Annotated in this window: 23 protein-coding genes and 1 tRNA gene; 11 read left to right on the top strand and 13 right to left on the bottom strand. The window is 61.3% G+C overall.

The annotated features are described in order from the left end of the window. Positions 1 to 27: 27 nt before the first annotated feature. From VGY55_18105 to VGY55_18095, 3 genes are all read right to left on the bottom strand, one after another. A complete protein-coding gene (locus tag VGY55_18105) occupies positions 28 to 354 on the bottom strand; it encodes a hypothetical protein (protein HEV2971893.1) in 327 nt (108 codons plus the stop codon). A 159-nt stretch (positions 355 to 513) separates the two neighbouring features. Then, entirely contained in the window at positions 514 to 948 is a 435-nt protein-coding gene (locus tag VGY55_18100; protein HEV2971892.1) for a DUF2203 domain-containing protein, read from the bottom strand. Between the two features lie 105 nt (positions 949 to 1,053). Continuing rightward, complete coding sequence (locus VGY55_18095) at positions 1,054 to 1,581, bottom strand: NADH-quinone oxidoreductase subunit I (protein ID HEV2971891.1); 528 nt, start codon at positions 1,579 to 1,581, stop codon at positions 1,054 to 1,056. A gap of 658 nt (positions 1,582 to 2,239) precedes the next feature. Between VGY55_18095 and csrA the strand changes: the two genes are divergently transcribed. Both csrA and VGY55_18085 read left to right on the top strand, forming a co-directional pair. Beyond that, complete coding sequence (gene csrA / locus VGY55_18090) at positions 2,240 to 2,485, top strand: carbon storage regulator CsrA (GenBank protein ID HEV2971890.1); 246 nt, start codon at positions 2,240 to 2,242, stop codon at positions 2,483 to 2,485. A gap of 439 nt (positions 2,486 to 2,924) precedes the next feature. Then, a tRNA-Glu gene (locus VGY55_18085) sits at positions 2,925 to 2,997 on the top strand. A 163-nt stretch (positions 2,998 to 3,160) separates the two neighbouring features. On the opposite strand, the gene VGY55_18080 is transcribed toward VGY55_18085, so the two are convergent. The 3 genes from VGY55_18080 to VGY55_18070 form a co-directional block, all read right to left on the bottom strand. Continuing rightward, entirely contained in the window at positions 3,161 to 3,532 is a 372-nt protein-coding gene (locus tag VGY55_18080) for a helix-turn-helix transcriptional regulator (GenBank protein ID HEV2971889.1), read from the bottom strand. Positions 3,533 to 3,535: 3 nt separating this feature from the next. Continuing rightward, positions 3,536 to 3,790 (bottom strand): type II toxin-antitoxin system RelE/ParE family toxin, encoded by a 255-nt coding sequence (locus VGY55_18075; GenBank protein HEV2971888.1) that lies wholly within the window; start codon positions 3,788 to 3,790, stop codon positions 3,536 to 3,538. Positions 3,791 to 3,947: 157 nt separating this feature from the next. After that, positions 3,948 to 4,748, bottom strand: a complete 801-nt coding sequence (locus VGY55_18070; protein ID HEV2971887.1) for a hypothetical protein — start codon at positions 4,746 to 4,748, stop codon at positions 3,948 to 3,950. A gap of 272 nt (positions 4,749 to 5,020) precedes the next feature. Here VGY55_18070 and VGY55_18065 point away from each other — a divergent pair, with 272 nt between their 5' ends. Then, positions 5,021 to 5,545, top strand: a complete 525-nt coding sequence (locus VGY55_18065; protein ID HEV2971886.1) for a hypothetical protein — start codon at positions 5,021 to 5,023, stop codon at positions 5,543 to 5,545. Between the two features lie 574 nt (positions 5,546 to 6,119). On the opposite strand, the gene VGY55_18060 is transcribed toward VGY55_18065, so the two are convergent. Both VGY55_18060 and VGY55_18055 read right to left on the bottom strand, forming a co-directional pair. Further along, positions 6,120 to 6,608 (bottom strand): hypothetical protein, encoded by a 489-nt coding sequence (locus VGY55_18060; GenBank protein HEV2971885.1) that lies wholly within the window; start codon positions 6,606 to 6,608, stop codon positions 6,120 to 6,122. Then, positions 6,605 to 6,871, bottom strand: a complete 267-nt coding sequence (locus VGY55_18055; protein HEV2971884.1) for a UPF0175 family protein — start codon at positions 6,869 to 6,871, stop codon at positions 6,605 to 6,607. Before VGY55_18055 ends, VGY55_18060 begins: the two co-directional genes overlap by 4 nt. A gap of 177 nt (positions 6,872 to 7,048) precedes the next feature. Here VGY55_18055 and VGY55_18050 point away from each other — a divergent pair, with 177 nt between their 5' ends. Genes VGY55_18050 through VGY55_18040 form a run of 3 tightly spaced genes read left to right on the top strand, consistent with a single transcriptional unit; the run spans position 7,049 to position 11,042 of the window. Beyond that, complete coding sequence (locus VGY55_18050; protein HEV2971883.1) at positions 7,049 to 8,731, top strand: alkyl sulfatase dimerization domain-containing protein; 1,683 nt, start codon at positions 7,049 to 7,051, stop codon at positions 8,729 to 8,731. Positions 8,732 to 8,752: 21 nt separating this feature from the next. Continuing rightward, complete coding sequence (locus tag VGY55_18045; protein HEV2971882.1) at positions 8,753 to 9,910, top strand: sulfotransferase; 1,158 nt, start codon at positions 8,753 to 8,755, stop codon at positions 9,908 to 9,910. Beyond that, the gene (locus VGY55_18040) at positions 9,897 to 11,042 is read left to right on the top strand and encodes a ferrochelatase (GenBank protein ID HEV2971881.1); all 1,146 of its coding nucleotides are present in this window, start codon (positions 9,897 to 9,899) and stop codon (positions 11,040 to 11,042) included. The genes VGY55_18045 and VGY55_18040 overlap by 14 nt, the downstream gene beginning before the upstream one ends. 55 nt (positions 11,043 to 11,097) lie before the next feature. Here the strand turns inward: VGY55_18040 and VGY55_18035 are convergent, their stop codons facing one another. Together VGY55_18035 and VGY55_18030 are read right to left on the bottom strand one after the other, a co-directional pair. Next, positions 11,098 to 12,276: an acetyl-CoA C-acetyltransferase gene (locus VGY55_18035; GenBank protein ID HEV2971880.1), complete on the bottom strand. Its 1,179-nt coding sequence runs from the start codon at positions 12,274 to 12,276 to the stop codon at positions 11,098 to 11,100. Between the two features lie 8 nt (positions 12,277 to 12,284). Next, complete coding sequence (locus VGY55_18030) at positions 12,285 to 13,481, bottom strand: trypsin-like peptidase domain-containing protein (GenBank protein HEV2971879.1); 1,197 nt, start codon at positions 13,479 to 13,481, stop codon at positions 12,285 to 12,287. A 421-nt stretch (positions 13,482 to 13,902) separates the two neighbouring features. On the opposite strand from VGY55_18030, the gene VGY55_18025 reads away from it, so the two are divergent. Further along, positions 13,903 to 18,303: a hypothetical protein gene (locus VGY55_18025; GenBank protein HEV2971878.1), complete on the top strand. Its 4,401-nt coding sequence runs from the start codon at positions 13,903 to 13,905 to the stop codon at positions 18,301 to 18,303. Between the two features lie 124 nt (positions 18,304 to 18,427). Here the strand turns inward: VGY55_18025 and tsaD are convergent, their stop codons facing one another. From tsaD to VGY55_18010, 3 genes are all read right to left on the bottom strand, one after another. Beyond that, the gene (tsaD, locus tag VGY55_18020) at positions 18,428 to 19,450 is read right to left on the bottom strand and encodes a tRNA (adenosine(37)-N6)-threonylcarbamoyltransferase complex transferase subunit TsaD (GenBank protein HEV2971877.1); all 1,023 of its coding nucleotides are present in this window, start codon (positions 19,448 to 19,450) and stop codon (positions 18,428 to 18,430) included. Further along, positions 19,447 to 20,850 carry a S41 family peptidase gene (locus VGY55_18015; protein HEV2971876.1) on the bottom strand — a complete coding sequence of 468 codons (1,404 nt, stop codon included), beginning with the start codon at positions 20,848 to 20,850 and terminating at the stop codon, positions 19,447 to 19,449. The genes tsaD and VGY55_18015 overlap by 4 nt, the downstream gene beginning before the upstream one ends. Before the next feature lie 270 nt (positions 20,851 to 21,120). After that, entirely contained in the window at positions 21,121 to 21,774 is a 654-nt protein-coding gene (locus VGY55_18010; protein HEV2971875.1) for a methyltransferase domain-containing protein, read from the bottom strand. A 108-nt stretch (positions 21,775 to 21,882) separates the two neighbouring features. On the opposite strand from VGY55_18010, the gene VGY55_18005 reads away from it, so the two are divergent. From VGY55_18005 to VGY55_17990, 4 genes are all read left to right on the top strand, one after another. Beyond that, positions 21,883 to 22,209 (top strand): MTH1187 family thiamine-binding protein, encoded by a 327-nt coding sequence (locus VGY55_18005; GenBank protein ID HEV2971874.1) that lies wholly within the window; start codon positions 21,883 to 21,885, stop codon positions 22,207 to 22,209. Continuing rightward, entirely contained in the window at positions 22,206 to 22,679 is a 474-nt protein-coding gene (locus VGY55_18000; GenBank protein ID HEV2971873.1) for a flavin reductase family protein, read from the top strand. Before VGY55_18005 ends, VGY55_18000 begins: the two co-directional genes overlap by 4 nt. Before the next feature lie 131 nt (positions 22,680 to 22,810). Then, complete coding sequence (locus VGY55_17995) at positions 22,811 to 23,368, top strand: hypothetical protein (GenBank protein HEV2971872.1); 558 nt, start codon at positions 22,811 to 22,813, stop codon at positions 23,366 to 23,368. Between the two features lie 290 nt (positions 23,369 to 23,658). Continuing rightward, positions 23,659 to 24,226 (top strand): DUF6680 family protein (locus VGY55_17990; protein HEV2971871.1); only part of this gene is annotated, 568 nt, incomplete at its 3' end.

Below are 24,226 nucleotides of genomic sequence, written 5' to 3'. Positions count from 1 at the left end.
GCGCTTGAACCGCGCCGAAACCGCGCGTCACTTGTCGTCGTCGTCTTTGCCTTTCAGCTTGTCGCGGTTTTTGGCGTCAGCGGCATCTTTTTCGGACGAGCCAGCAGCAGCCGTGGCGGCGCTATCGACCGCCTTGTTGCCGGCCTCACGAGCGGCCTCTTCACCTTTGCCCATGGCACGCTCCTCGGTGGCGCGAGCCGCTTCCTCGGCCTTTCGTTTGACCTCCGAACAGCCAATCGCGGCCGTCAATCCGCATACTAAAACGATGAACAATCCGATACGCTTCATTTTCTGGTCTCCACGATAGATTGCGTACGATTCACGACGGGCGAAGCGGACGTTGCCGCTAAACATACCGACCATCGTGCCGGGCACGCCGATTGCTGTGGCGAGCGAATTCGCTTCGTGCCGCATTCGCGACCAACGTGGCGAGTCTACCACGCGCGCTGAACCGCTGGCAAGGATGATCTTCACGAGCACACCGGACGCAAGTCGCCAGGCGGCGACCTGACGTCACACCGCGGCGGCGGTCGGCAATGGCTGGCGGCCCTGAAATCCGGCATCCAATTCGTGCCAGAAGAGCACTTCAGGCTCATCGAGCTTCCAGCAGAGATAGACGACGCGGCCGTCGACAATCGTCGGGAAGTCAACCAACCCTTCGATGCCATTCTTCGGCTCGGCGCCCAACTCACGCAGCTCTTCAACGTAGTCGCGCAGCCGCCGGGCGTCTTTCTCCAATTCTTCCTCGATCTGCACTAATTCGGCGCGATACGGGTCGCCCGGCTCAAGGTTTCGCCCCGACATCAGATGCGCCAGCCGTTCGCGGCGCTCGACCACCTCGAGAGAAAGATTTGCCAAATCCTTGACGATCGCCCGAACCAGCGGCAGCATCGAATTGACCTGCTCGACAGTGAACAGCTTTCGCTCGGTCGGAAGGTCATCGTTCATGGCCAGCACCTTTTCAAAGCATTCGCGTCTACGTCGCGATAATTCGCCGCGGTCGAGCCATCGCCGCACAAGTGCGACGTCGAACTTGCGCCTTGCCAATTGCTACTATTGATTCGGACCTCCGTGCACCGGCTCGACGAGCACTTTGGAATCCGCTACTGCCGTCGGATTGAGCGTCGCGCGGCCCCAGGCCACGTCCACGGGCAGCCGCGCGAAATCGACGATGCAGCCGTCGCGGCTGTAGCAACTCAAATCGTGCGTTGCCCCCATGAAAATGCAATCCACCGGGCACGGCTCGACGCACAGAGCGCAAAACATGCACTTCGAGTAGTCGATCGTGAAGCCCGTGATTTTGAAACCTTTGCCGTTCGTCACCCGCTCCTTCCCGATGTAAATGCAATCCACCGGACAGGCCTTTGCGCATTGGTCGCAGGCGATGCAGGTCGTCAGATCGTACCGATGAAAGCCGCGATACCGCGCCGCGACCGGCACGGGCAATTCGGGATATTCGAACTTCTCGGTGAACGTCCGCCGGCCCGGTTCGTAGGTCTTGAACCAATAGCGCAGCGTAACCCACATACCGGCCGCGACCGTTGAAACGGCGTCCCAAATATCGCGAAGCCAATGTCCCATTCCAGCGACTCCGATCCCCGATGGCGAATGCGCGAAAGTGCGACCCAAGACCGCGGACCCGGGATAGCTAAGTCCCGCCGTGGCAAATCCAATTCGACACTCGAATTATATGTATGTCGCCGGCCTACGCAAGCGAGCGGAAAAACGGTCGCAATTTTCCCAAAGCGAGAGCTTTTCCTGCCCCCCAAGACGGAAAAAGCGAAAAAAGCGCCGACTAACCGGAGCGGCGATTTCGACTTGATTCGCGCTCACGTCGCTGGTTAAAGTCCACCTGAAACCATTCGCGGCAGCAGAACGACTCTGGATTGTAACATTAGACGATCATAGGGTTTAAATTGCGCTCCGCTGATCGCAATCCGCTGGTTTTTGCATCGCTTCAAGCCAGCGCGCGGATTCGGGCAGTGACTAATTTTATGCCAAAGTCGATATTCCTTGGCGAAATGGCCTCAAACCGGCCGCCGATTTGCTTGACTCCGCGCCGCTGGCACGTAAAGTAAATTGAAGGAAGCGCTTGCGCGAACGCCCTCAAGTCGGTGCGCCGTGCAAGCGAATTCGCCCCGAAAATGGCCCTGGAACTGGCGGAGTTCAGTCGAACGGGTCGACTGACGGCGACGTGCCATCAACGCCAAGGCGGCTGTGGCGAAAGAAGGAAAACACGATGTTGGTTCTCTCCCGTAAGAAGAACGAAAGTATTGTCATTAATAATGACATCACGATCGTTGTCGTTGAAATCCGTGGGGATAAGGTTCGGCTTGGCGTGGAAGCGCCGAAGGAAGTGCCCGTGCATCGTCGCGAAGTATACGATGCGATTCATCGCAACTCCCGTGCCGACACACATGCTCCGACCGAAGGTGCTGCGCCCGCGGAAAACCATTCGGCCAGCGAAGCTGACTCGGCCGGCTGACGCCGTCGAGCCTCACGATTTCGAAGGGTTCTCTCCCCTGCGTTTCCGCTTGATCTCTGTCTTGAGCCGCGCGAGTTGCCTGCTGGCTCGCGGCCTATTGGACGCTCCACCCATTGCGACGACGATGTAGGGAACGTTCTCCGTGGCGTTCCGTCGGACGCGGCGTTCCGATCGATGATGGCTGAGACTCGAGTGCCTCGACCTCCATCGCGCCAACCAATTAGGGCTTTGTTTGGGTGCGGGTCGGTTGTAAATTGATAGCCGTCTGTCGGCGCGCTGTCCGCTTCGAGAACCGCCGGGGACTATCCGCCGCCTTTCCCTCGCCCTTGTTGGGAGAGGGCCGGGGTGAGGTTGTCTCCGAAGCACAAGGGCAGTCTCCCCCTTTCCGCAGGTGGTTCTCGGTTAGACGCGTGATCGGCGATTCGGCTCGCAACTTTTTGGCCCCGTCGTCTAGCGGTCTAGGACACCGGCCTTTCACGCCGGTAACACGGGTTCGAGTCCCGTCGGGGTCACTAGAAGCAGTTTCAAAACCGTCGGGGACTGTCCCCATTTTGCGCCCTGCACCAACGCCTCGATGGCCGTGGAGTAAAATGGGGACTGTCCCCTTCTCACAGCGGTTTTGAAACTGCTTCTAGTTCATTCGAGAAGTATCGCGCGGCGTCGAATTCCTCGGAGTCACTTGCCTTTCTTGCGCTGCGCCGTTTCCAGCGCCTTGAAAATCTTGTCCCAAGTCTTGATCGTCACGCTATGCTTGCCGGATTCGATCCGCGAGATGGTTTCCTGCCGGACCCGCGCCGCATCGGCTAGCTGTTGTTGCGACAGTCCGGCCGCCTTGCGCTGGCGAATCAAATCGCGGGCCAGCGACACGCGGCTATATTCGACGGCCGGAACGCGACCCCGCCGGTCGGCTTTGGGTAGCGCGGGCAAGTCATCGTCGGGCACATTCTCGAACCGGCCCGCTTCTCGGCATAAGGATTCGTACTCGGCTTCCCGCAAGAGGATGTACCGCTTTCCTTCGATGACCAAGCGTTGTGACAGTGTGGACATACTTCACCTTTCGTAGAACCGATCGCGGTGGCCGATCTTCTCGATCGACAGGACGTTGCCTTCCACGCGAAACTGCACGCGATAGTCGCCGGTGCGAATTCGATACCGGCCCGACAAATCGCCCCGCAATGGCTTCGCTCCGCTCACTTCGGGCCACCGAGCCAATCGCTCCACGATGCCGAACACGCGGGCCTTGATCCGCCCCGGCAACCGCTCGAACTGTTCCCGCGCCGCGGCTTCGTAGAACACTTCGACCATGATTTGATTATGACAAATGATCAGCAGAGAGGGAATAGATTCGTTTGCCGCCGCACTCATATTTACTTCTCGCTTTCCGCCCATCATCGGGCTGTTGCGAGAATGGTACTGCAGCGCGCCGCAAGCGAAAATTGACCGAGATGGAGCGCAATTGCGCTCACATTGCGCGTCGATATGAAACCGGTTTCCGGCCAGCCTTTCGCGGATCCGGGAGAGGCAGTTCGTGGCGGTCCGCATAGCGAACCGCGGCCGCTTTGATGCCACTAACGGAACTGATCCGCAGCCATTTCTTCGGTTTATTCTTTAGGCGAGCAACGATGGTTTTCCAGCCCGTCGTCTTGCGGGCTTCGTCGTAAATCCACTTGTCTCGCGCTTCGTTGCCGGAAACAATCGCGCTGCCGATTGGTTTTGCGCGGCCGCTTCCCGCCTGACCGGCCAGCGCGTCGATGGTCGCTGATCCGCTCCGGCGGACGGCCTCGACGGCTCTCGCATATTCTTCGGCCAGCAATTGGCCCAATCTATCCTGGCGAAATCTGATGGTGTCAATCCATTCGCTCGCCGCAACTACGAGGTCCACGCCGAGCTGTGCTTTGATCGTTTCACACGCGGACTCTCCTAGTTTGAAGGCGATGTCGTGATAACTGCGCCCGCGAATGCCGGCATGTTCCTTTTCGACCACGCTCCCGTCGAACGCGGTTGTCAGCGCATGTACGTCGGACGGTTGTGTTCGCGCATCGCCGGTGAGCTGCCGCAACTTGGCCAAATCGGACTCGATTTCGCCGATAATTCGCTGTCGGTCTGCGGGCAGCGCGCTGGGGCGGTTATGCCACCGCATATCTATGACGTGCCCACGCAAACTAACGAGTGCCGCGACAATTCCCCGGGCAGTCGAGTGAAGCTGCCCGAGCATGGCCTCGTCGCTGGCTTCGCCAGCTTGGACGGAAGGATTCGCAACCATTGATCTTACCTCGTAAAGAACGGGCCGAACCCAGCAGCGATCGCCACAAGGTAAGAAAGGCGCTCACCGCCGAGTTCGCTTGGGCGACCGGTTTGCAACCCGCGCGACCGTCCCGATACCTGCGATACTAGCCGTTACGTCTGCCAAAGCAAGAGGACGCGTTGTCGGCCGACGCCTATTGATGCAACCCGCTGGACGGGCGGGTATACTGATCCGGAATAGCCGTTGTTCATAGTGGACGTTTGTAGACTTCTTGGGACGAAGGGTGCCTTATGCGGAATTCGGTTATAGCGACAATCCTCGGAGCGGTTTTGGGCTACGTTGCCGGATTTCTAGTTCAACGCCAGGAAACAGACCAAGCCCAACGTGCCGCGAACGACCGATTGGACGTAATCAATACTCAGTTTAATCAGATAGCAGAACTGAACGCCGGGTTGCTGAAACTGAATGCCGAGTTAGTGCAAATCAAGGCGGCGCACTCGATCGGACGCGAGGAATTGAATAGCCGACAGGCGTTCGTCGAGCAGCTTGCACTCGCTGGCGTCGCGGAAGTGGATTACCTGAATAAAGTCGCCGAGGGCGGCCCGTATGAGAGCCAAAAAGTGTTCTTGTACAATGATTGCGAAGAGTGGTTGAAAACCCGAGTAGATTACGCAATGGACGACCGAAAAGACTTCAACTATCGCGCGAAACAGCTTGTTAATCAGTGGGAGAAACTGCGATCTAAGAATTGGCGCGGTGATGATAATATTGATCGGCCGGCGGTATTGCGAGCGCCGACAGGGACGCATTATTGACGACCGGAGAAGAAACGGGACATTCTACGTTTCCAAGAAGACTCGAAAATCCACTTTTTTCTTGAGCTGGTGCATCCTAGCTCGCCACAACCCGCGCGGTCTGGGCTGTGCAAATCGCGGCCTGCTGACCGCATGCGACTGATCCAGATTCTGTTCCGCGAATGTCAGACAGGGAGTGGCGGCCTCCGGGGAACCCGGTAGGGTTCGAAGCCATTAGCCGGTGGTCGAGGCCGCAGGCGGCCGATACCACCGGTCAGCCTCAAGGGAAATCGCCGTCGCACCCTGAAAGGGTGCCAGAGCGCTGCGACCCCTGCCAGTGTCGAACAACGTTTGCGCTTCTCGGAACCGGCGGTGTCGGCCGAACGGCCTCGACCGCCGGCTAATGTCTCGCATCCTTTCAGGATGCTGTCGCAGTGGACAAATTCATGCACCGCACAATGCCGCGCGGTCTATCGGGTCGCCGACGATCTGGATGATGGTAGGGGGAAGAAACGGGGACATTCTACTTTTCAAAGAAGACCGGAATGTCCCGCATTGGTCCACCATTGCTCCGGCTTGACTCCCCATGGAGTCATTATTGAGTTCGTGATCGTCGCGCCAGATCGAGTCGGAGAAGTTCCTCGATGAATTCCCTTGGACCACGAAACGTCGTGCGGCGAAGGTCCGCTATCGCCGCGGGTAACGAAATTAAATCCTGCTCGGCGGCCATACCGAGGATCGCGAGTGTGCCCGTAACCTTTATGCCCATTCGTGTCGCAATGGCTGTGCCATCGCGCTCGTCGATGAGAATCGCGTCAGCATTAAGTTCCTGGGCCAAGGCGATCGCCGCCGACTCCCCCGGTCCCAACGCTCCAAGCTGCGGAACGATTGTGGGCGAGCGAATGTCCAGCCACGCCGGCGCGTTCTTGGCCCACGACTGGACCTGCGCGGGAGCTTTCGCGTGCTGCATCTCGCTCAACACGATAGGCGGCGCGATGACTTGCCCGAAGAGAGCGGGCAATACATGATCGGCCTTGATAAGCACCAAGTAGTTCAGCGGCGTTGTATCAGAGACGACGATCATCCGCTGACAAGTTTGCGCAAGTTCGCAATTTGAGCGCCCAATTCCTCAGGCGTCAACAAGTCTTCGGTGACGTTGTGTCGCTTGAGCAGTGCTTCCGTTTCAAAGCGGTCGAGACCCAATGCCGTCGCAAGCTGGTGGTGCGTGAGCTTCCCCTGCCGGTACATCTCCACCAACGCAGCCTCCTTGGCCACCTGATCGAGGTCGCCGATGTCTCGACGAAGCTGCTGCTCGATGTGCTCTGGAAGCTGGATGGTGATGGACATTGATCAAGTCTCCGTATCTTTTAATCTACTACACGTTGGGGAGCCGGCCAAGGTGGTTTCTGCGGCACTCGCAACGGGCGGTTGCCGCAGGTCGCTTACGCTGTTACCCTTGATAAATTCGGTTTCGACTCCCGTCGGGGTCATCGGCTCATTTTATCGATCGGGTTCCGCTGCGGCATGAATAAGCTCGCCTCTTCCGGATTGCTGAACGACCCTGGGACATGCGGGGTGCCGAAGGATGGGTTTGGGCCGCGGGTCGAGGCTTATGGGCGCGTCCATTGCGCTCTCGATTACGATTTGGCGAATGTCGGGATGATCGCGGTCGATGGCGGATTTGTCGTGATCGATACGGCATCGTCCCTGCAAACCGGGCGGGAAATCCGGCGGGAGTTCGAGAAACGGGCGGGCGGGCCGCCGCGGGCCGTGATTTATACGCACTCACATCCCGACCATATCGGTGGAGCGGATGCGTTCTGCGATTCGGGAGTCCCGATCTGGGCGCAGCAAGGATTTGCCGGCGAACTCGAAGTCACGCAGCTCATGCCAGCCGCCCATTTCACACGCGGCGCGAAGCAATCCGGGGCGGCGCTGCCGCTCGACCAGGTCGCGCGAGACACAATCGGGCCGCCGTTTCGATTGAGCGGCGAGCCGCGGCCGCCGATTCGGTTCCCGACTGCGTTGCTCGAGTCGCGCACCTCATTCGAGATCGGTGAAGTGCGGATCGAGTTGCATGCGGCGCCCGGTGAGACGCACGATCATCTGTTTGTCTGGCTCCCGGATGAGCGGACGCTATTCGCCGGCGACAATATCTACCGGGGGTTTCCAAATCTGTATGCGATCCGCGGAGTGCCGCCACGACCCGTGCGGCAATGGATCGATTCGCTCGATGCGATGCGCCGCCTCGATCCGGCGCCTGAAGTGATGGTGCTCGGGCACACGGAAACGATTTGCGGCGCGCGAGAGATCCACGAACTGCTCACCGTTTATCGCGACGCGATCGCGCGGGTGCACGATTCCGTCGTGGCGGGAATCAATGCCGGACGAACGCCGGATGAACTCGTCGAGGAAATCGACTTGCCGCGCGATCTGCGCGAGCATCCCTATTTGCAGGAGCGTTATGGCACGCTGCGCGGCGCCATTCGCGGAATCTACTGCGGATATGTCGGCTGGTTCGACGGCGATGCGGCCAATCTCGACCCGTTCACGCTCAAAGAGGTCGCCCGTCAGCTAGTTCCGCTCATCGGCGGCCCCGAGCGAGTGATCGGCCAGATCGAGGCGGCCGAATCACAAGGCAACGTCCGCTGGGCACTTTGGCTGGCTCAGGTATTGCTCGTTGGGCAGCCCGCGAGCAAGAAGCTACGGCGAAAGAAAGCTGAATTGCTCGAACGACTGGCGGCCGACTGCGTCAATCCGCTGATGAAGAACTGGATGCGCAGCGACGCCGAATTGCTCCGCGAGCGGCAGCACCTCCCCGACAAGCCGCGGATCAACGGCGCCACGATCGCCGAAATACCGGTCGAGACGCTCGTGCGACTGATGCCGTCTCGGCTCAATCCCCGGCGCTCCGCGAATCTGTCCTACACGATCGGCTACGAATTCACCGACACCGGAAAGCGATTCACGTTTTTTGTTCGCAGCGGAATTGGCGAGGTGGCGCCCGGCTTGGATGAGCAGGCCGAAGTCGTGATTCGCACAACCGAGGCCGATTTCAAGCGGATCCTGGTGGCCGGCGAAGTGCGGCCACTGTCGGCCGAGTTCCGCATGCGGGTGCAGCTCGTCGCGCCGAAGGGGGGCGTGTTGAGCCGGCTGAAGATGCTGCGGGCATTAATGCGGCTCCGCCGGTGCATCGTCCAACCCTAAACTGGGCAATGAGCTAGCGACATGGCGAAAGAAAAGCGAACGACGCTGCCGATGCGAACGCCGCGACCTTGGCACGGCATGACGCCGGGCGTGTGGTTCCGGCTGCTGGCGGCCAATCGCTTCGCCGTCTCTCCGACGCGGATCCCGATGGCGATCGCCATTTCGCTCGTCACGTGGATCAATCTCGTGCTGGCTTGGATCAGCGAGGCGATCTATGGGGGCCGCGCGCGGCGAACGCCGCTCGGGAATCCGCCGCTCTTCGTGATCGGGCATTGGCGGACCGGCACGACGCTGTTGCACGAGCTGCTCGTGCAAGACAGGCGATTCATTTATCCGACCACTTACGATTGCATGGCCCCGCGGCACTTCCTCCTTTCCGCGGGCTTCATTACCCGCTGGCTTGGCTGGCTGCTTCCCAAGACACGGCCGATGGACGACATGGCCTTCGGCTTCGAGCGGCCTCAGGAAGATGAATTCGCGCTCATGAATCTAGGGGTCGGTTCGCCGTATCTCGAATGGGCATTTCCCAATCGGGGCGTTCACACGGAGTTTCTCACGCTTCAGGGCATTTCCGCCGAGGAGCGGAAGCGCTGGCTATGCGGAATGGACTGGTTCATGCGGCGGCTCAATTTGAAAGACACTTCCGCGCGGATTGTCGTCAAATCGCCGCCGCACACGGCGCGAGTGAAGACGATCCTCGAGTTGTATCCCGACGCCCGCTTCGTACACATCGTGCGCGATCCGCGAGTGGTGATTCCTTCATCGATCCGCACCTGGGCGCGGATGACCGATGCAGTGTCGCTCCAAATCCGCGGCGAGCAATCTCTCGAAGACCGCGTTTTCGACATGTTCGAGCTGATGTATGGCCGGTTCGAGCAAGAGCGGGGATTGATTCCCGAGGCGAATTTCGTTGAGCTGCGTTACGAAGACCTGGTGGCCGAACCCCTGCCGCGGCTTGACGAGATCTATCGACGGCTGAATTTGGGCGACTTCGAGACGGCACGGCCCGCGGTGGCGAAGTATCTTGAAGGCGTGAAGAACTATCGGACCAATAAATACGAGCTGGAAGAGCGCTTGGCCGCCAAGATTCGCGCCCGCTGCGGCGACTATTTGCAACGATACGGCTACGCGGCGCCGGAACCGGCTGGAAAAGCGACCGCGGCGAATGAGCACTCATAAATATGACGCGCTGCTGGTGGTTTCCTTCGGCGGGCCCGAGGGGATGGCGGACGTGGCGCCGTTTCTGGAGAACGTCCTACGCGGGAAGAATGTGCCCCGCGAGAGGATGCTCGAGGTCGCGGAGCATTATCGGCGGTTCGGCGGCGTAAGTCCGCTCAATGCGCAGAATCGCGCGCTGATCGCCGCGCTTCGCGATGAGCTTGATTCCCATGGACCGCGGCTGCCGATCTATTGGGGCAATCGCAATTGGCATCCGCTCTTGCCGGATACGCTGGGGCAGATGGCGGCGGATGGCGTTCGCCGGGCACTGGCGTTTTTCACATCCGCCTATAGCTCGTATTCCGGCTGCCGGCAGTATCTTGAGAACATCGAGCAGGCTCGGGCTGAGGTCGGGCCTGCCGCGCCGCGGATCGACAAGCTGCGAACATTCTTCAATCATCCGGGGTTTATCGAGCCAATGATCGACCGCACTCGCGAGGCGATCGAGCGGATTCCCACCGAACGCAGCGCTGGCGTGCGGCTGGCCTTCACGGCACATAGCATCCCGCTTGCGATGGCCCAGGGCTGCCGCTACGAGCCGCAGCTTCGTGAGGCTTGCCGGCTCGTCGCGGAAACTGTCGGGCGCGAGTGGGAACTGGTTTACCAAAGCCGCAGCGGGCCGCCGAGCCAGCCGTGGCTCGAGCCGGACATCCGCGATTGGCTACGGTCCTCCAAGAGCCAATCCGAGAACCGCCTGCGGAGAGGGGGACAGTCCCCTTTGGTTCCCGACCATCTGGCGATGGTGCCCGCTCCACAAAAGGGGACAGTCCCCGGCGGTTCTCGGCTAGGCTCTAAGATGGCCGGGGCGAGCGACGTGGTCATCGTGCCGATCGGCTTCATTTCGGACCACGTGGAAGTGATTTACGACCTCGATATGGAAGCTCACGCGATCTGCGACGAATTGGGGATCAATATGGTGCGTGCAGCGACGGTCGGCACCCATCCGCGGTTCGTCCAGATGATCCGGGAGTTGATCGTTGAACGAATTGATGGGAACGTCGAACGGCCGGCCTTGGGCACGCTCGGGCCGAGCCACGATTTTTGCCCGGATGACTGCTGCCCATCGGGAAGACCGGCAACGCGACCCGTGTAGTCATCACGCTCCGCGTGATGACATTTGCTCACGCGGAGCGTGAGGAGTACACTTGTCACTCGCGCTCGACGATCATCGCCACGGCATTGCCGCCGCCGAGGCAGAGGGCGGCTAGGCCGCGTTTCAGCCCTAGGCGCTGTAAGCCGTAGAGCAGCGTCACGAGCACTCGCGCCCCGCTCGCCCCGATCGGATGCCCGAGCGCGATCGCCCCGCCGCTGACATTGGTCTTCGCCGAATCCAAACCGAGCGGCCGCATGCACGCGAGACATTGGGCGGCGAAAGCCTCGTTCAGTTCGACCAGATCGATGTCCGCAAGTCTGAGCTTGGACTTTTCCAAAACGCGCTCGATCGCGGCGACGGGGGCAATGAAGATCTCCTTCGGCGGCACGCCGGCAGTTGCCGTGGCGACGATTCGCGCGATCAGCGGAGACGTGCTCTCTCGCGCCGCCCGTTCGTCGCCGACGACCACCGCCGCCGCGCCGTCGCTCAGTTGTGAGGCATTTCCCGCAGTTACCGTCCCGTCCGGCTGAAACGCGGGGCGGAGCTTGGCGAGGCCCTCGATCGTCGAATCGGTCCGCGGGCCCTCATCACGCGAGATGCGAGTCTCTCCCTTTCGGCCCGGCATGATCACCGGCACAATCTCGGCGTCGAACAGCCCTTGCTCCATGGCTGCGTTCGCTCGGCGATGACTTTCAACCGCGAAGGCGTCTTGATCGCCGCGGCTCACCTGACGGCTGGATGCGATATAGTCGGCCTCGGCCCCCATCGCCACGTCTTCGAACGCGCACCACAGCCCGTCGTGAAGCATCGAGTCGAGCACCTTCTGCGGGCCGAATTTCCAGCCTTCGCGAGCACCGGTCAGCAAGAACGGCGCGCGGCTCATGCTCTCCATGCCGCCGGCCACAATCAATCGCGAGTCGCCCGATCGAATCGCCTGATCGGCCAGCATGACGGCCTTCAGCCCCGATCCGCAGACCTTGTTGATCGTCAGCGCGGCCACCGTCGGCGGCAAACCGGCCTTGAGCGCAACTTGCCGCGCCGGCGCCTGCCCGACTCCCGCCGCGAGCACACATCCCATGATCACTTCCTCGATCGCATCGGCCGGAACCCCGGCGCGGCGAACGGCGTCCCGAATCGCGGCCGCTCCAAGTTCGGGGGCCGGCAATGCCGCAAGCGCCCCCAAGAACTTGCCGATCGGCGTGCGGCAGCAGGCGAGTAAATAGGCGTGATTCATGGCATGACTCACGACTCCGCCGCGGCCAACCTCAATCTCACTGCAATCTGACGCCCTTCGCGGATGACGTTGAGGATCACGTCCTCGCCCGGATGGTGGGCCTCGATCGCGTTTAAGAAATCATTGCGCGTGAGGGTCTTTTCGCCGTTCACTCCGATGATCAGATCGGCGGAGCTGCGATCGACGGTTTCAGTTTGGTATGTGAACGGCCCTTGTCGCTTGACCTGCTTTACGACCTTGAAACCGCGCAAGCCGGCCTGTTCTGCAGGTCCGCCGGTCGCCATGGTCACGACGTACAGACCCTGTTCGGTTTGATAAACGCGCGTGATCCCGGTCTCGGGGCGAACGACGTGCCCCTTCTCGATCAACTCCGGAACGACGCGCGAGATGTTGTTCACCGGAATCGCGAACCCGATTCCCGTGTTTTGGCCAGTTCGGCTGGCGATGGCCGTGTTCATTCCGATCAGCCGGCCATGGCTATCGAGCAGCGGCCCGCCGGAATTGCCCGGATTGATGGCCGCATCGATTTGAATGATCGACTTGATCGTTCGATCGTTTCGCGCGGGAATCGAGCGATCGAGGCTGGAGATGATGCCCGTGGTCAGCGTGCGATCGAAGCCGAACGGATTGCCGATGGCGAAAACTTTTTGGCCAACTTTGAGCCGCGTCGAGTCGCCGAAAAAGACCGGAAACAAAACGTCGGGCGGGGCCTCGATCTGGATCACCGCGACGTCACTGGAAATGTCGCGTCCCACGAGACGGGCGTCGTGCTGCGTGCCGTCGAAGAGCGTGACTTCGATTTCCTTCGCACCTTCAATGACGTGGTAGTTCGTCAGGATGTGCCCCCGTTTGTCGAGGACCGAGCCGGAGCCGGCCCCGACCTCGGTGTTGTCGAACATCAAGAATCCGGCCGTGCCGGGGATCTTGGTGACGATGTTCACGACGCTGCGGTTGACATTTTCGTAGACGGCTACGTTGACCCGCTCCTCGGGAGTCAGGTCGTCTTCAACGGCGGCCCGCGCTCGGACGGCCACTGGCAATGGCTCGTTTCCCGGCGTCCCCACCGGCTCGATCCGCGGACCTGTCACGGCCGGGGGTTCCGCGGCCGTCACCCGATGGGCGGGATTCGGCTGGTTCCACAAGCCCGCGGCCAAGACGCCCCCCAAAACCGCGCTCAGCAGACACAAAACGACGTTTTTGCGCATAACAGCCTCCTACTTATGCCGACGCCGGCGGCGTCGGCCGCGAACGAGCCGGTTTAGAGTTTGATGTTCTGGAGATCGCGTTTGCCGCTGCCTGATCCAAAGGAATAAGTATACATTTTTTGCCAGATTGGCGAGACCAGGAGCCTTTTGATAAGACGATAGAAGGTCGCAACTCGCGACTGGTCAGCCGAGATTCGCCGCTTTCTCGGCCCCCTGGCCTCCGGCCTCGAGCCTCGGTTTTTTGTCCTTTTTTGGTAGCGTAATGCCTGTGGGGAGAATAAAATAGGTGCAGCCGGACGAATGATTGTCGGACGGTGGGCTCGCGTCGTTTGCATGGCATTTCTTTTCGACGTTCGGATTCGGCGCTACCGGAACACGCCGCCTCGGGATGTCGTGTTGCGTCTACAAGGAGCACAGAGTCATGTCCAAGTTCAGCAGCAGTTGCCGAATGATGGCGACCGTGAGCGTCGCGCTGGCCGCGATCACGATGGCCGCTATGGGAGTGGCGGCGGCCGACAAGGCCTCTAGCGACAATGCGGCGCCGAGCAACGCCGGTCCCGAGGCGGCGCGGCTCGACACATTCACCGCATCCGACGGCGCAACCTATTTCGCTCTTAGCTTGCCGCCGGTGAAGGCCCCCGCGAGCGACACCCACGACATGATCGTTCTGTTCGACACGTCCGCCAGCCAGACCGGCGTCTACCGCGACAAGGCGCTCGAAGCGCTCGGCGGATTCTTGAGCGCTCTAGGCGCGAAAGACCGCGTGCAGCTCGTGGCCATCGATCTCAACGCGATTCCGTTGACCGAAGGATTCGTCGCCCCGCGCGGCGCTGCCATCGATGCCGCGATGAGCAAGCTGCGGCAGCGAGTGCCATTGGGGGCGACCGACATGGGCGTCGCGCTGGCCAAGGCCATCGAAGGGTTTACCGGCGCCAAAGCCGCGGACAAGTCGATCGTCTACATTGGCGACGGCGCTAGCAAGGCCAATTCAATGGCGGATGAATTCAACGGCCTGGTCGATCAACTCGTGGGTGGTCGAATCTCGGTCAGCAGTTTCGTCCTGGGCCAAAAGGTGGATGCTTCGATTCTGGCCGCGCTGGCCAATCAGACCGGGGGCATGTTGCTGGTCGATGCGGACCGCGCCAGTGACGATCGGCCGGGGATGCTCGGGAAGGAAATCGGCCGGCATTTGGCGCAGATGGCGACTGGGCCGGTGGTTTGGCCGACATCGTTTAACGTCTCGAAATCGCTGGCAGAAATCTATCCCAAGAAGACGCCGCCACTGCGTGCCGATCGCGATACGATTCTCGTGGGCAAGCTCGGCGAGGCCGGACCGGTCGAAGTGAAGATTGCCGGCGAGGTCGCTGCATCGCCGGTCTCGTATTCCTGGAACGCTGAACCGCGGAAATCGAATCCCGAAAATGCTTACCTGACCCAGTTGGTCGATTCCGGACGGTCGGACGGGGGCTATCATTTGCCGACCGTGGGGAGCGAGGGACTGTGGGAAGCTCGGCGGATGGTGAATCTCGGGGCTCAGAGCATCGCGAGAGTCGCATCGGAGGTGGCCGGCGGCGGCAACCGCGAGCAAGCCCGCCAGTTGGCCGACGCCGCGCTAGAGCGCGATCCGACGAACACCCGCGCCCAATTGGTTAAAGCTCAGCTCGACGGCAAAGTTCGTCCCGTGGCCGCACAAGCCGACGCGGTGCCTCCTCCCCCTGCACAAGCTGGATCTGGTTCTCCGGCCGATGCACAAACTGGATCGGCGCCTCCGGCCGATTCCGCCGATCCGAATGCCATCCATTTGGCGAAATCACCCGCTGACGCGCCAATTCCGCCCCCGCCGGCGCCGGCAGGCGGGCAAGCGGGTCCGGACAATCAATCGGGTCTAGCGGGGCAAACCGGTCAATTCCTCGAAGAAGCCGACCGATTGCGACAAGTCCGGATCGGCCAAATCATCGCCGATGTGAACCAGCAATTGCAACGCGCGCGCGACCAAATGTCCATCAATCCTGCCGGCGTGAAGCAAGACCTCCAGCTCCTTCGGGAATCGGTCACTCGTGCGCCGGAGCTGCCGGCCGAAACGCGAGCCCAGCTTCGCGAACGGATCGACGCCGCGATCGTCCAGGCCAGCACGCGGGCCCGCGAACGCGACTACGAGGTGGTCGAGGCGCAGATCAGAGCCGCGCAGATCGAAGAGAGCAAGCATATTCAAGACAATCTCGTCCGCGATCAGCAGAAGGTCCGGCAACTTATCGAACGGATGAACTCGCTGATGCTGGAAGGCCGCTATGCGGAAGCCGAGAACGACGCGGCGGTCGAGGCATTGAACGTTTTTAGGGCAGTCCAATCCGCCGAGGCTCCAGCCGACGCCGACGCCTTGCCCGTGGCAGTTGCCGCCGTGGTCAACGCCGGCTTCACGCACAACATCGCGCTGGGCAACACGATTCGCGACCAGACGAACAAAGAATTCCTGGCCACGGCGCACTTGGTCGATGTGTCGAGCATTCCGTTTCCCGACGAACCGCCGATCGTTTACCCATCGCCCGAGGTCTGGCGCAAGCTGACCAAGGACCGCGAGAAATATAAGTCGGTCGATCTCAAGGAACCTGGAAGTGCCGAGGCCAAGATCCTTCACGAACTCGACCAGCCGACCGAAATGGACTTCGTCGAAACTCCGCTCAAGGACGTGGTCGAGGCGCTCAAGATTCGCCACAACATCGAAATCCAACTTGACGCCAAGGCCCTCACCGATGCCGGCGTCAACGCCGACACTCCGATCACCCGCACTTTGAAGGGCATTTCGCTCAAATCGGCGTTGCGGCTGATGCTTCAGGAGCACGAATTGAACTTCATCATCGACCACGAAGTATTGCTCATCACCACCGACGCGAAGGCCAAGGAACACGTGGTGACTAAGGTATATCCGGTCGCCGACCTGGTGCTGCCGATCGCCATTCAGGGCATTAACCCGTTTCAATCCGGGGGAGGCGCCGGCGGCTCCGCCGGCTTTAACAGCGGTATGAGCGGCGGACTCTCGGGCGGCGGATTTGGCGGCGGGGGTGGTGGCGGCGGCTTTGGCGGCGGGATGGGCGGCGGCGGCTTTGGCGGTGGCGGCGCCTTCGATGTTGCCGATTCCGTGGATGCCAGGCCAAGTCGGTCGGATGCGGCATCGTCGTCCGTCAACAACGAACTGAAACTGACCGCGAAGGCCGCCGCAGAACAGCCTGACACCCAGCACGGCGCCCGCCCTGCCGGCGCGAAGGCCGCGCGAATCGCCGTCAAGGCCGACTCGAAGGGCCAATTGGATGCGGCCTGGGATCACTACTTCGCCAGCTTGCCAATCCCCGACAAAGACCGCGCTTCGTCGGCCATGCGCGAGCGGAACGAATCGGTTCGGGAAACGGTCCGGCAATTGACCAGTGAGCAGAAGTACGCCGACGTGGCGGCCCTGATCCGCGGCGCCCTGCGAAATGGATACGGCCAGCCCTGGATGTACGAAGCGCTCGGGCTGACGATGCAGGCCGCCAGCCAATCGCGCGAGGAGATCGAGCGGGCGCTGATGTCGGCCGTGCAATTCGCTCATACCACCAACGACCTGACGTACATCGCCGTCTATATGACGCGGATGGGATTCGATGCGCGGGCGTTGAAGGTCTACCGCCAGGCTGCACAGCTTGATCCGACCCGTTGCGAGCCGTATATGCAGGGCCTCGCCGTGGCGCTGCGGCTCGGCGACACCGAGGGAATTCAGTGGGCTTGCATCGGAGTCATGGGACAAGCCTGGCCCGACGACAAGCTCAACGTGGTGCAAACCGCTCGCCGCGCCGCAACGGCGACTCTGGAACGGCTCAAGGGCGAAAAGAAGACCGCCGAGGCCGAGCGTTTTCAAGCGGCCCTCGATCAGGCCCTGATCCGCGATTGCGTCGTTCACGTGAGCTGGACCGGAGACGCAGAAGTCGATCTGACCGTCCAAGAGCCGGCGGGAACGGTCTGCTCGTTCCGCAATCCCCGCACGACTTCCGGCGGAGTGATGCTCAGCAGCTCGGCCGATCGGACCGGCGTTTTGGCGGGCGAGAGCACCTCGGAAGACTACGTCGTGAGTCGCGGCTTCTCGGGCACGTATCGGATGCTGGTGCGCCGCGTGTGGGGCAAGGTCAGCGCCAACAAGGTCACGGTCGATATCTACAGTCATCTCGGAACCAAGCAGGCCGAGCGCATTCACAAGCAGATTCCGCTCGGCGAGAAGGACGCCGTCGTGGTGTTCGAACTCAAGGAAGGCCGGCGGCAAGAGTCGCTGGCCCAAGCTCAAATAGCCAACGCGCTCGAAAACGCCGCCGGCATGAACCAAGCCTTGCTGGCCAAGATGGTCGGCGGCCAGGGCGCCGCTGGCGGCCCTAATCAGCAAGCGGCCGCGGCGGGCGCGCCGAGAGTGCCCGCTCTGAATTTGCAATTGAAATTGATCGACGACACCAGCGCGCTGCAAGCGTTTGCGGCCTCGCGCTCCGACACGATTCCCGCGCCGGTCGCCGGAGGCGGCGGCAACGGGGGGGGCGGTCTCTTGCCGTTCGTGCTCCAGGGAGCGGCCGGATACCAACCCGTGATCACGACGTTGCCCGAAGGCGCCAATTTGGTTGCGACGGCGGTGGTTTCGGCGGATCGGCGTTATGTGCGAATCAGCGCCGTGCCGTTCTTCTCGACGATCGGCGACGTCGAGACATTCAACTTCGCCACGGGCGCTTCGAGCATCATGACGGGCAACAACACTGGCGGCGGCGGTAGCGGCATCGGCGGCGGTGGTGGCGGCGGCGGCGGTACGTTCTAGCAGCAGCGCCGCGCGCCGTCGCGGAATTCGCAAGAATTCCGGGCTGCCCACGCTCCGTAAGTCCGAATTCTGGCGAATTCGTCTACGATTCCGCAGTGCATCCGCTGAAGCGCGAGAAGCGCGGTCACATCGCTCCGGCTGCAGCGGGAAACGCATCGAGATCGAGCGGCTCGGTCAAGCCCGCCTTGAGCCGCTCGATGGCGATGGCTCCCATCACGGCGTTGTCGGTGCAGAGCCTAGGCGGGGGGAAATGCAGTTCCACGCCGCGCCGTTTGCACTCGCCGGCCAACCGCTCGCGAAGCGCCGAATTCGCGGCAACTCCACCCCCGACACAGAGCCGTTGGGTTCGAGTTCGCTCGAGCGCCACGAGCGCCTTTGCCGAGAGGCAATCGATCACCGCCGCTTGAAAGCTGGCTGCCAGGTCGGAGAGTTTTTCGGCGGAGAGCGACGCGGCTGGCAGCGATGTTCCCGGCGGAGCGATCAAATAGCGCACCGCCGTCTTCAGGCCGCTGAAGCTGAAATCGAGCCGGTCGTTGTCGCGCAGGAACGGTCGCGGAAGCGCGTAGGCTCGCGGATTTCCCGCGCGGGCCGCGGCTTCGACTGCCGGGCCGCCGGGATAAGGTAGGCCGAGCATGGCGGCCACTTTGTCGAAGGCCTCGCCGGCCGCGTCGTCGATCGTCCCGCCCAGCAAGGTGAAATCGAGCGGACCTTCGCAGCGATAAAGGCTCGAATGTCCCCCGCTGACGATCAGTCCGACGCAGGGGAAAATCTCTGCGCCCGCCGCGATTCGACAGGCATAAATGTGCGCTTGAAGATGGTTCACCGCCACCAGAGGAATCCCCAGCGCCACGGCGAGCGACTTCGCGGCCGCCAATCCCACCAGGAGCGATCCGGCCAGCCCCGGCGTATTGGCCACGGCCACCGCGTCGAGCTGGTCGAGCCGCAGGCCGGATTGAGCGAGCACTTGGTCGATTACCGGCAAGATCGATTCGACGTGCGCCCGCGAGGCGATTTCCGGCACCACGCCGCCGAACTGCCGGTGCAGTTCGTCTTGCGAGGCGATCGCCGAGCCGAGCACTTCGAGCCGTTCGGTCACTACCGCCGCAGCGGTTTCATCGCAGGTCGTCTCGAGAGTGAGAAGGTTCACGGCGCCTTGGCCAGCTCGGTCGTCAAATAATCGATCGCCTTCTGAAGCTGCCGATCGGCGCCGTGCTTGGCAGCGGCCTTGGCGTCCGCGGTCTTTCCCGATTTCTTGCCGGCGACGATGTCGCGGTCGCGGCGGTCGGCGAGAAACTCCGCCATCTCCGCGTCGCTCAGCTTGATTTCGTAGCCGGGACTGGGCGAGACGCCCCATTCGTCAGTGTCCTTCGAATCGGGAAAGCGATGGATGTTGTGTCCGTTCGGGCGCTGGTAGCTGGCCGTGGTCAGCTTGAGCAGGCTCTTGCCGTCTTCCAGCTCGATCACGTTTTGCACGCTTCCCTTGCCCCACGTCCGTTCGCCGATGATGACGGCCCGATTGTGGTCTTGCAGGCAGGCCGAGACGATTTCGCTGGCGCTGGCGCTATATCGATTCACGAGGATCGCCAGCGGAAATCCGGTGTAGGCATCGGCCTTCTTCGTCGCGTCCCAGACTTTTTTCGGCGTGCTGCGCCCCTCGGTGCTGACGATCCTCCCTTCGGTCAGAAACATGTCACAAGTGTCGATTGCCGAGGTCAGCAGCCCGCCGGGGTTGAACCGCAGATCGATCACCAAACCGCGAAGCTTGTGAGCCTTCAGCTCGTCCATCGCCTTCTTGAGGTCTTGCGCCGTGTCGCGGCTGAAGGTGGTGATGCGGATGTAGCCGATCCGCTTCTCACCGTCGAACATGAAATCCCAACTATCGTCCCCTCTCCGCTTGTCTCCCAGCACTGTGTCGATGTGAATCACTTCGCGGGTGACGGTGATCGCCTCGGGCTTGGCCGTGCCGGGATGGATCACCGAGAGCGTGATGCTGGTGCCGGCATCTCCCTTAAGCTTGCCCACCGCTTCATCCAACGAAAGGTTGGCGGTGGATTCGTCGCCGATCTTCACGATCTTGTCCCCCGCCAACAGGCCGGCCTTGTATCCGGGCGTGCCCACCAGGGGGCTGAGAATCTTGAGCTGACTCTCGTCCATCGTGATCTGAATGCCGATGCCGCCGAACTGGTTCTCGACGGTATCTTTGAAGTGCCCCGCCTCGCTAGGCCCGATGTAGCTCGAATACGGATCGAGCTTGCTCAAGACCCCCTTGATCGCGGCCTCCATCAGCTCGCGCCGATCGACCTTCTTGACGTAATTCCGATCGACCTGATCGACCGTGTCGGCCAGAGATTTGTAGAGATCGTAAAACTCCTCCTCGTCCTTGGCCGCCTGCTTGTCGGCCGCTTGTTTATCCGCCTTTTCTTTCGCCGGATCGGCCGCGGAAGATTTGGGCGGCTCCGCAGCCGGTTCGTCCGCTCGGATGATTCGGACTGGCGCCGCAATCAAGCCGAATAAAACAAGCCACACCAACCCATGCCGCGAGATCATAGCCGGCCTCTCTCGAAGAATGTTCCGTCGTCGCGATCGCCGTTGCAAGTATAGGGCGGCAGTTCGGTTGCGACAAGTTGAGCGCCGAACCCCGCGTGGCCGATGCTTGTAGGGAACGGCCTCCGTGACAGAAACGTTCGAGATCTTTGCTAGGCTCGACGATTCTGTTGGAGTTCACGCTTCAGCGTGCCGCGAGCACGCTAAAGCGTGAATTCCAACTTTGGATGCGGCTTCGCCGCGCTGTGCCGTTCCGGAATCTGATCGCCGACATCACGTGCCATTCCCGAACCGCACGTGATGCACCCACGCCGGCGTCACGTTTAGCAGCACGCAGTCGCGGTGGATTCCGTGCTGCTTCGATAGCTGGCCGAGCAGATCGCCAATCTCGCGGAGCCGCTGCCGTTCGCTTCGCCCGCTCACCAACCGCTTCGCCTTGCGCACAGCCACATATTCGAAGAACGAGAGAATGCCGCCGGGCTTGGCGAGTCGGGCGAAGGTTTCCAGAATCTGCCGTACCTCCGCGGACGCGAAATTGTTGAGCGGCAAACCGGAGACGATGCGATCGTAGCGCCCCGCCCCGTCGAGGTCTTCCAAGCGGCTGTGAACCAAATGGCAGCGATCGCCGACCGCCTTGAAATCGGCCTCGCTGGCGAACCGCTCGCCGAGATGCCGGATAAAATCGTCGTTGAGTTCCACCAGCGTCAGCCGATCGTCCGACCGCAGCAATTGCACGAGCCGCGCGGTGACCGCCCCGGTGCCCGGTCCCACTTCGAGGATTTCGCGCGACGCGCCGTCGCCGTCGCGGACGTATCGGCACAGCGCGGAGGCCAGCGGCCGGCCGCTGGGCAGGATCGCCCCGGTCGTATGATAGCGCCGGAAAAACTGTTTGATGAAGACCCGATAGTTCGACCAGACGCCCGCCATGACCGTCTCCAAATCCTCAGATGGCAACCGCTCACAAAGTACGGCAAACCGTCGAGAGAAGAAAGGGGAACCTAGCTTAGTTCTTCCTTCTTGCTTTACAATGCAGTCATGGTTCTTCTGGAATTCAGCGTCTCGCCACTGGGTATGGGAGAAAGCGTCGGCGATTATGTCGCCCGGTGTGTCGAAATCGTCGAGTCGAGCGGGTTGGATTACGAAGTCCATGCGATGGGCACGCTGGTGGAAGGAGAACTCGCCGCCGTCCTCGACGTGATGCGGCAGTGCATCGAAGCGGTCGCCGCCGATTGCCACCGCGTCACCTGCTCGGCCAAGCTCGACCTGCGCCGCGACCATCGCGGGGCGATCCTCGGCAAAGTGGCCAGCGTCGAGCGCCGGCTGGGCCATCCGCTGCGCCGCGCCGGAGGCAGTCGCGAGTGACTCCTTCGCATCTCGCCGCCGTCCTCGGCCGCCTGCCCAGCGGCCTGTTCGTCCTCACGGCCCGCCGCGGCGTCGAGGAGACCGGAATGCTCGCAAGCTGGATCATGCAAGCCGGCTTCGATCCGCCGATGATCACGGTCGCCTTGCACAAGGATCGCCCGCTGGCCAAATGGCTCACCGCCGGGACGCCGTTCACGGTCAATCTGCTTTCCGACGACCAGCGGCCGGTCGTGGCCCACTTCAGCCGCGGTTTAGAGGAAGGCGAGCCGGCCTTCGAGGGAATGGAGCTGGGTCGCACGTCGGCCGGCGCGCCGGTGCTCACCGGTACGATCGGCTATCTCGAATGCGAACCGTCCGGCCACATCGACTCGGCCGACCACCGCATCTTCCTCGCCCGAGTCACATCGGGCCATCTCGCCGACGGCCATCGGCCGATGGTACACATCCGCAAGAACGGGCTGAAATACTGAGGCTGGGTGCCACTGCTTGACGGCTGCCATGACTTGACGGGAGTTCCGCACCGGATGGCAGCAGCCGTCAAGCAGTGCCACGTTTTGTGAGGGCCCCAAACAGGATTGCGGGATGTGGGGCGCCGGGTGCCATGGCCACTTCCCTGAGTGGCCATGCCATGTTGCGGCTCATGCCCACGCCGACTTGCTGGCGCCGGTGCCAGCGTGGGCATGGCACCCAATATGTCAAAACAGCTTGGAAGCTCGGCTACATCGTTGCCAAGATCACGATCAAATCAATCGAGACGATCAACCAACAGATCACGGCGGCGATGCTCAAGAAGGTTCCCGCGACAGGCAAGGCGGGGCATCGCCGCTGGCGGCCCGCGATGAGCCAGCCGCGACTTCCGAATACGATCCCGGCCACGCCGATCGCCAGCACCGTGACAACACCAATCAGCGAGGTGATCCAGGCCAATCCCATCGGTATTCTGAACCGACCCTCGTTCATGAACATCGTATTGAAGACCAACACGATGGGAGATGCGACGAATACGACGCTCCCAATCATCAGCGACGCCAAACCCCATTGTGCGCCCGCGCCAAATCCCTGGCCCGGCTTTCCCGCCGGCGCCGTTGAAGCGCTTTCGTTTTCCATGATCCGGACCTCCGCGTTGGAAATGAGATGCTGCCGCGATATTCGACTTTAATCAAGCGGCGTTGGTGTTGTCCAGAAATTCCCGACACGTGAAAGCATTCAAGGGGCGAGACAAGATGGGTCAGCGCAATTCGGTAAATCGTTCTGACCATCTTTCCACGTTCATTCTCCTCTTGTCGCTGGTTACTATTGCAGCGACTTAATTAACCGGCTCGTGCTTAGCGGCCGATGCGATGAGGCTAGATTCGACCACGCCAGCCGATTATCATTGAGCCATTCACCGAGGATCAGTCGCTTCGGTTCTTGACGAATTAGTCCGATGGCCAAACATGGGGCCTTCAAATGCCAGATTGGTTGATGCCCGTAATCACTGTCGCGGCAATCATCGTCGGCCCGATTCTGGCGGTCAGCGTGACGCTATGGCATGAAAACCGAAAACAGAAGCTCGCCGCCAAGCGATGGCTGTTTTTCACGTTGATGGCCTATAGGAAATCCTGGCCGCCGGCACCGGATTGGCTTTCCGCCCTCAATCAGATTGACGTGGTTTTCTATGACGTTCCGCCGGTCGTTCAAGCGTGGCGAACATACCACGACGCACTTTGCGTCACTTCCGATGAACATTTACTTGCAACAAATCCCTATACCAAGATGCTGGACCTACTTCACGAAATGGCGCAGCATCTTAGCTACTCGAAGATAAAACCGGGCGACCTTGACCGCTTTTATTCGCCAAAGCTGCTCGGCAATATCACAAACTTTCAAGCCCAAATTCAAATAGAATTGCTGCGCGTGCTGCAAAACACGGGTCATATTTTGGTCGCCCCGAAACCGGAAGCGGCGAACAAACCTCAAGAATCGTCGCGACTTACCAACCCGGCGGCCATGCCCGGAATCAGCGACGACGGTTCGT

The sequence above is a fragment of the Pirellulales bacterium genome (assembly GCA_035939775.1).
Classification (GTDB): domain Bacteria; phylum Planctomycetota; class Planctomycetia; order Pirellulales; family DATAWG01; genus DASZFO01.
This window is presented reverse-complemented; position numbering and strand designations above follow the sequence as displayed.

Bases quoted from the DNA above. Each gene is read 5' to 3' on its own strand.
- VGY55_18105 (HEV2971893.1), bottom strand. From the start codon at position 354: ATGTTTAGCGGCAACGTCCGCTTCGCCCGTCGTGAATCGTACGCAATC.
- VGY55_18100 (HEV2971892.1), bottom strand. From the start codon at position 948: ATGAACGATGACCTTCCGACCGAGCGAAAGCTGTTCACTGTCGAGCAG.
- VGY55_18095 (HEV2971891.1), bottom strand. From the start codon at position 1,581: ATGGGACATTGGCTTCGCGATATTTGGGACGCCGTTTCAACGGTCGCG.
- csrA (HEV2971890.1), top strand. From the start codon at position 2,240: ATGTTGGTTCTCTCCCGTAAGAAGAACGAAAGTATTGTCATTAATAAT.
- VGY55_18080 (HEV2971889.1), bottom strand. From the start codon at position 3,532: ATGTCCACACTGTCACAACGCTTGGTCATCGAAGGAAAGCGGTACATC.
- VGY55_18075 (HEV2971888.1), bottom strand. From the start codon at position 3,790: ATGGTCGAAGTGTTCTACGAAGCCGCGGCGCGGGAACAGTTCGAGCGG.
- VGY55_18070 (HEV2971887.1), bottom strand. From the start codon at position 4,748: ATGGTTGCGAATCCTTCCGTCCAAGCTGGCGAAGCCAGCGACGAGGCC.
- VGY55_18065 (HEV2971886.1), top strand. From the start codon at position 5,021: ATGCGGAATTCGGTTATAGCGACAATCCTCGGAGCGGTTTTGGGCTAC.
- VGY55_18060 (HEV2971885.1), bottom strand. From the start codon at position 6,608: ATGATCGTCGTCTCTGATACAACGCCGCTGAACTACTTGGTGCTTATC.
- VGY55_18055 (HEV2971884.1), bottom strand. From the start codon at position 6,871: ATGTCCATCACCATCCAGCTTCCAGAGCACATCGAGCAGCAGCTTCGT.
- VGY55_18050 (HEV2971883.1), top strand. From the start codon at position 7,049: ATGAATAAGCTCGCCTCTTCCGGATTGCTGAACGACCCTGGGACATGC.
- VGY55_18045 (HEV2971882.1), top strand. From the start codon at position 8,753: ATGGCGAAAGAAAAGCGAACGACGCTGCCGATGCGAACGCCGCGACCT.
- VGY55_18040 (HEV2971881.1), top strand. From the start codon at position 9,897: ATGAGCACTCATAAATATGACGCGCTGCTGGTGGTTTCCTTCGGCGGG.
- VGY55_18035 (HEV2971880.1), bottom strand. From the start codon at position 12,276: ATGAATCACGCCTATTTACTCGCCTGCTGCCGCACGCCGATCGGCAAG.
- VGY55_18030 (HEV2971879.1), bottom strand. From the start codon at position 13,481: ATGCGCAAAAACGTCGTTTTGTGTCTGCTGAGCGCGGTTTTGGGGGGC.
- VGY55_18025 (HEV2971878.1), top strand. From the start codon at position 13,903: ATGTCCAAGTTCAGCAGCAGTTGCCGAATGATGGCGACCGTGAGCGTC.
- VGY55_18015 (HEV2971876.1), bottom strand. From the start codon at position 20,850: ATGATCTCGCGGCATGGGTTGGTGTGGCTTGTTTTATTCGGCTTGATT.
- VGY55_18010 (HEV2971875.1), bottom strand. From the start codon at position 21,774: ATGGCGGGCGTCTGGTCGAACTATCGGGTCTTCATCAAACAGTTTTTC.
- VGY55_18005 (HEV2971874.1), top strand. From the start codon at position 21,883: ATGGTTCTTCTGGAATTCAGCGTCTCGCCACTGGGTATGGGAGAAAGC.
- VGY55_17995 (HEV2971872.1), top strand. From the start codon at position 22,811: ATGGCCACTTCCCTGAGTGGCCATGCCATGTTGCGGCTCATGCCCACG.